Source organism: Ruegeria meonggei, assembly GCF_900172215.1.
GTDB classification, from domain to species: domain Bacteria; phylum Pseudomonadota; class Alphaproteobacteria; order Rhodobacterales; family Rhodobacteraceae; genus Ruegeria; species Ruegeria meonggei.
Genome location: NZ_FWFP01000023.1, coordinates 1 through 5,513, shown reverse-complemented (window position 1 = coordinate 5,513; position 5,513 = coordinate 1). Strand labels below are relative to the sequence as shown.

Sequence of the window (5,513 nt, the reverse complement as noted above, 5' to 3'; positions counted from 1 at the left end):
CAGGATTGACACCCTCCCAATTGTATGTTTTCATGCCTCCAAATCTTGGAGGCTTTTTTATGGTTCGTTCTTATTACCCTTCTGAATGTCACGCTGATTATTTTGACTTTGAGCGTATCGAGGCTCTTAAACCTGCTATTGAGGCTTGTGGCATTTCTACTCTTTCTCAATCCCCAATGCTTGGCTTCCATAAGCAGATGGATAACCGCATCAAGCTCTTGGAAGAGATTCTGTCTTTTCGTATGCAGGGCGTTGAGTTCGATAATGGTGATATGTATGTTGACGGCCATAAGGCTGCTTCTGACGTTCGTGATGAGTTTGTATCTGTTACTGAGAAGTTAATGGATGAATTGGCACAATGCTACAATGTGCTCCCCCAACTTGATATTAATAACACTATAGACCACCGCCCCGAAGGGGACGAAAAATGGTTTTTAGAGAACGAGAAGACGGTTACGCAGTTTTGCCGCAAGCTGGCTGCTGAACGCCCTCTTAAGGATATTCGCGATGAGTATAATTACCCCAAAAAGAAAGGTATTAAGGATGAGTGTTCAAGATTGCTGGAGGCCTCCACTATGAAATCGCGTAGAGGCTTTGCTATTCAGCGTTTGATGAATGCAATGCGACAGGCTCATGCTGATGGTTGGTTTATCGTTTTTGACACTCTCACGTTGGCTGACGACCGATTAGAGGCGTTTTATGATAATCCCAATGCTTTGCGTGACTATTTTCGTGATATTGGTCGTATGGTTCTTGCTGCCGAGGGTCGCAAGGCTAATGATTCACACGCCGACTGCTATCAGTATTTTTGTGTGCCTGAGTATGGTACAGCTAATGGCCGTCTTCATTTCCATGCGGTGCACTTTATGCGGACACTTCCTACAGGTAGCGTTGACCCTAATTTTGGTCGTCGGGTACGCAATCGCCGCCAGTTAAATAGCTTGCAAAATACGTGGCCTTATGGTTACAGTATGCCCATCGCAGTTCGCTACACGCAGGACGCTTTTTCACGTTCTGGTTGGTTGTGGCCTGTTGATGCTAAAGGTGAGCCGCTTAAAGCTACCAGTTATATGGCTGTTGGTTTCTATGTGGCTAAATACGTTAACAAAAAGTCAGATATGGACCTTGCTGCTAAAGGTCTAGGAGCTAAAGAATGGAACAACTCACTAAAAACCAAGCTGTCGCTACTTCCCAAGAAGCTGTTCAGAATCAGAATGAGCCGCAACTTCGGGATGAAAATGCTCACAATGACAAATCTGTCCACGGAGTGCTTAATCCAACTTACCAAGCTGGGTTACGACGCGACGCCGTTCAACCAGATATTGAAGCAGAACGCAAAAAGAGAGATGAGATTGAGGCTGGGAAAAGTTACTGTAGCCGACGTTTTGGCGGCGCAACCTGTGACGACAAATCTGCTCAAATTTATGCGCGCTTCGATAAAAATGATTGGCGTATCCAACCTGCAGAGTTTTATCGCTTCCATGACGCAGAAGTTAACACTTTCGGATATTTCTGATGAGTCGAAAAATTATCTTGATAAAGCAGGAATTACTACTGCTTGTTTACGAATTAAATCGAAGTGGACTGCTGGCGGAAAATGAGAAAATTCGACCTATCCTTGCGCAGCTCGAGAAGCTCTTACTTTGCGACCTTTCGCCATCAACTAACGATTCTGTCAAAAACTGACGCGTTGGATGAGGAGAAGTGGCTTAATATGCTTGGCACGTTCGTCAAGGACTGGTTTAGATATGAGTCACATTTTGTTCATGGTAGAGATTCTCTTGTTGACATTTTAAAAGAGCGTGGATTACTATCTGAGTCCGATGCTGTTCAACCACTAATAGGTAAGAAATCATGAGTCAAGTTACTGAACAATCCGTACGTTTCCAGACCGCTTTGGCCTCTATTAAGCTCATTCAGGCTTCTGCCGTTTTGGATTTAACCGAAGATGATTTCGATTTTCTGACGAGTAACAAAGTTTGGATTGCTACTGACCGCTCTCGTGCTCGTCGCTGCGTTGAGGCTTGCGTTTATGGTACGCTGGACTTTGTAGGATACCCTCGCTTTCCTGCTCCTGTTGAGTTTATTGCTGCCGTCATTGCTTATTATGTTCATCCCGTCAACATTCAAACGGCCTGTCTCATCATGGAAGGCGCTGAATTTACGGAAAACATTATTAATGGCGTCGAGCGTCCGGTTAAAGCCGCTGAATTGTTCGCGTTTACCTTGCGTGTACGCGCAGGAAACACTGACGTTCTTACTGACGCAGAAGAAAACGTGCGTCAAAAATTACGTGCAGAAGGAGTGATGTAATGTCTAAAGGTAAAAAACGTTCTGGCGCTCGCCCTGGTCGTCCGCAGCCGTTGCGAGGTACTAAAGGCAAGCGTAAAGGCGCTCGTCTTTGGTATGTAGGTGGTCAACAATTTTAATTGCAGGGGCTTCGGCCCCTTACTTGAGGATAAATTATGTCTAATATTCAAACTGGCGCCGAGCGTATGCCGCATGACCTTTCCCATCTTGGCTTCCTTGCTGGTCAGATTGGTCGTCTTATTACCATTTCAACTACTCCGGTTATCGCTGGCGACTCCTTCGAGATGGACGCCGTTGGCGCTCTCCGTCTTTCTCCATTGCGTCGTGGCCTTGCTATTGACTCTACTGTAGACATTTTTACTTTTTATGTCCCTCATCGTCACGTTTATGGTGAACAGTGGATTAAGTTCATGAAGGATGGTGTTAATGCCACTCCTCTCCCGACTGTTAACACTACTGGTTATATTGACCATGCCGCTTTTCTTGGCACGATTAACCCTGATACCAATAAAATCCCTAAGCATTTGTTTCAGGGTTATTTGAATATCTATAACAACTATTTTAAAGCGCCGTGGATGCCTGACCGTACCGAGGCTAACCCTAATGAGCTTAATCAAGATGATGCTCGTTATGGTTTCCGTTGCTGCCATCTCAAAAACATTTGGACTGCTCCGCTTCCTCCTGAGACTGAGCTTTCTCGCCAAATGACGACTTCTACCACATCTATTGACATTATGGGTCTGCAAGCTGCTTATGCTAATTTGCATACTGACCAAGAACGTGATTACTTCATGCAGCGTTACCATGATGTTATTTCTTCATTTGGAGGTAAAACCTCTTATGACGCTGACAACCGTCCTTTACTTGTCATGCGCTCTAATCTCTGGGCATCTGGCTATGATGTTGATGGAACTGACCAAACGTCGTTAGGCCAGTTTTCTGGTCGTGTTCAACAGACCTATAAACATTCTGTGCCGCGTTTCTTTGTTCCTGAGCATGGCACTATGTTTACTCTTGCGCTTGTTCGTTTTCCGCCTACTGCGACTAAAGAGATTCAGTACCTTAACGCTAAAGGTGCTTTGACTTATACCGATATTGCTGGCGACCCTGTTTTGTATGGCAACTTGCCGCCGCGTGAAATTTCTATGAAGGATGTTTTCCGTTCTGGTGATTCGTCTAAGAAGTTTAAGATTGCTGAGGGTCAGTGGTATCGTTATGCGCCTTCGTATGTTTCTCCTGCTTATCACCTTCTTGAAGGCTTCCCATTCATTCAGGAACCGCCTTCTGGTGATTTGCAAGAACGCGTACTTATTCGCCACCATGATTATGACCAGTGTTTCCAGTCCGTTCAGTTGTTGCAGTGGAATAGTCAGGTTAAATTTAATGTGACCGTTTATCGCAATCTGCCGACCACTCGCGATTCAATCATGACTTCGTGATAAAAGATTGAGTGTGAGGTTATAACGCCGAAGCGGTAAAAATTTTAATTTTTGCCGCTGAGGGGTTGACCAAGCGAAGCGCGGTAGGTTTTCTGCTTAGGAGTTTAATCATGTTTCAGACTTTTATTTCTCGCCATAATTCAAACTTTTTTTCTGATAAGCTGGTTCTCACTTCTGTTACTCCAGCTTCTTCGGCACCTGTTTTACAGACACCTAAAGCTACATCGTCAACGTTATATTTTGATAGTTTGACGGTTAATGCTGGTAATGGTGGTTTTCTTCATTGCATTCAGATGGATACATCTGTCAACGCCGCTAATCAGGTTGTTTCTGTTGGTGCTGATATTGCTTTTGATGCCGACCCTAAATTTTTTGCCTGTTTGGTTCGCTTTGAGTCTTCTTCGGTTCCGACTACCCTCCCGACTGCCTATGATGTTTATCCTTTGGATGGTCGCCATGATGGTGGTTATTATACCGTCAAGGACTGTGTGACTATTGACGTCCTTCCCCGTACGCCGGGCAATAATGTTTATGTTGGTTTCATGGTTTGGTCTAACTTTACCGCTACTAAATGCCGCGGATTGGTTTCGCTGAATCAGGTTATTAAAGAGATTATTTGTCTCCAGCCACTTAAGTGAGGTGATTTATGTTTGGTGCTATTGCTGGCGGTATTGCTTCTGCTCTTGCTGGTGGCGCCATGTCTAAATTGTTTGGAGGCGGTCAAAAAGCCGCCTCCGGTGGCATTCAAGGTGATGTGCTTGCTACCGATAACAATACTGTAGGCATGGGTGATGCTGGTATTAAATCTGCCATTCAAGGCTCTAATGTTCCTAACCCTGATGAGGCCGTCCCTAGTTTTGTTTCTGGTGCTATGGCTAAAGCTGGTAAAGGACTTCTTGAAGGTACGTTGCAGGCTGGCACTTCTGCCGTTTCTGATAAGTTGCTTGATTTGGTTGGACTTGGTGGCAAGTCTGCCGCTGATAAAGGAAAGGATACTCGTGATTATCTTGCTGCTGCATTTCCTGAGCTTAATGCTTGGGAGCGTGCTGGTGCTGATGCTTCCTCTGCTGGTATGGTTGACGCCGGATTTGAGAATCAAAAAGAGCTTACTAAAATGCAACTGGACAATCAGAAAGAGATTGCCGAGATGCAAAATGAGACTCAAAAAGAGATTGCTGGCATTCAGTCGGCGACTTCACGCCAGAATACGAAAGACCAGGTATATGCACAAAATGAGATGCTTGCTTATCAACAGAAGGAGTCTACTGCTCGCGTTGCGTCTATTATGGAAAACACCAATCTTTCCAAGCAACAGCAGGTTTCCGAGATTATGCGCCAAATGCTTACTCAAGCTCAAACGGCTGGTCAGTATTTTACCAATGACCAAATCAAAGAAATGACTCGCAAGGTTAGTGCTGAGGTTGACTTAGTTCATCAGCAAACGCAGAATCAGCGGTATGGCTCTTCTCATATTGGCGCTACTGCAAAGGATATTTCTAATGTCGTCACTGATGCTGCTTCTGGTGTGGTTGATATTTTTCATGGTATTGATAAAGCTGTTGCCGATACTTGGAACAATTTCTGGAAAGACGGTAAAGCTGATGGTATTGGCTCTAATTTGTCTAGGAAATAACCGTCAGGATTGACACCCTCCCAATTGTATGTTTTCATGCCTCCAAATCTTGGAGGCTTTTTTATGGTTCGTTCTTATTACCCTTCTGAATGTCACGCTGATTATTTTGACTTTGAGCGTATCGAGGCTCT

At 44.6% G+C, this 5,513-nt stretch carries 8 protein-coding genes; all 8 read left to right on the top strand.

Translation table 11 applies throughout. The features are described 5' to 3' along the window. The coding region (locus RUM8411_RS23365) for a replication endonuclease (protein ID WP_503167639.1) at positions 1–1,601 on the top strand (1,601 nt) is incomplete at its 5' end. Continuing rightward, complete coding sequence (locus tag RUM8411_RS23360) at positions 1,534–1,686, top strand: hypothetical protein (RefSeq protein WP_435988044.1); 153 nt, start codon at positions 1,534–1,536, stop codon at positions 1,684–1,686. The genes RUM8411_RS23365 and RUM8411_RS23360, both read left to right, overlap by 68 nt. After that, positions 1,619–1,858, top strand: coding sequence for a phage DNA packaging protein C (locus RUM8411_RS23355; protein WP_016670801.1), 240 nt, complete (start codon positions 1,619–1,621; stop codon positions 1,856–1,858). Before RUM8411_RS23360 ends, RUM8411_RS23355 begins: the two co-directional genes overlap by 68 nt. Next, positions 1,855–2,313 (top strand): scaffolding protein D, encoded by a 459-nt coding sequence (locus RUM8411_RS23350; protein WP_000084700.1) that lies wholly within the window; start codon positions 1,855–1,857, stop codon positions 2,311–2,313. Before RUM8411_RS23355 ends, RUM8411_RS23350 begins: the two co-directional genes overlap by 4 nt. Continuing rightward, positions 2,313–2,429, top strand: coding sequence for a phage DNA packaging protein J (locus RUM8411_RS23345; protein ID WP_000033471.1), 117 nt, complete (start codon positions 2,313–2,315; stop codon positions 2,427–2,429). The genes RUM8411_RS23350 and RUM8411_RS23345 overlap by 1 nt, the downstream gene beginning before the upstream one ends. 36 nt (positions 2,430–2,465) lie before the next feature. After that, positions 2,466–3,749, top strand: coding sequence for a major capsid protein (locus RUM8411_RS23340; RefSeq protein ID WP_000065572.1), 1,284 nt, complete (start codon positions 2,466–2,468; stop codon positions 3,747–3,749). A 110-nt stretch (positions 3,750–3,859) separates the two neighbouring features. Further along, positions 3,860–4,387: a hypothetical protein gene (locus RUM8411_RS23335; RefSeq protein ID WP_000487867.1), complete on the top strand. Its 528-nt coding sequence runs from the start codon at positions 3,860–3,862 to the stop codon at positions 4,385–4,387. An 8-nt stretch (positions 4,388–4,395) separates the two neighbouring features. Beyond that, the gene (locus tag RUM8411_RS23330; RefSeq protein WP_000466547.1) at positions 4,396–5,382 is read left to right on the top strand and encodes a Minor spike protein; all 987 of its coding nucleotides are present in this window, start codon (positions 4,396–4,398) and stop codon (positions 5,380–5,382) included. Positions 5,383–5,513 lie beyond the last annotated feature (131 nt).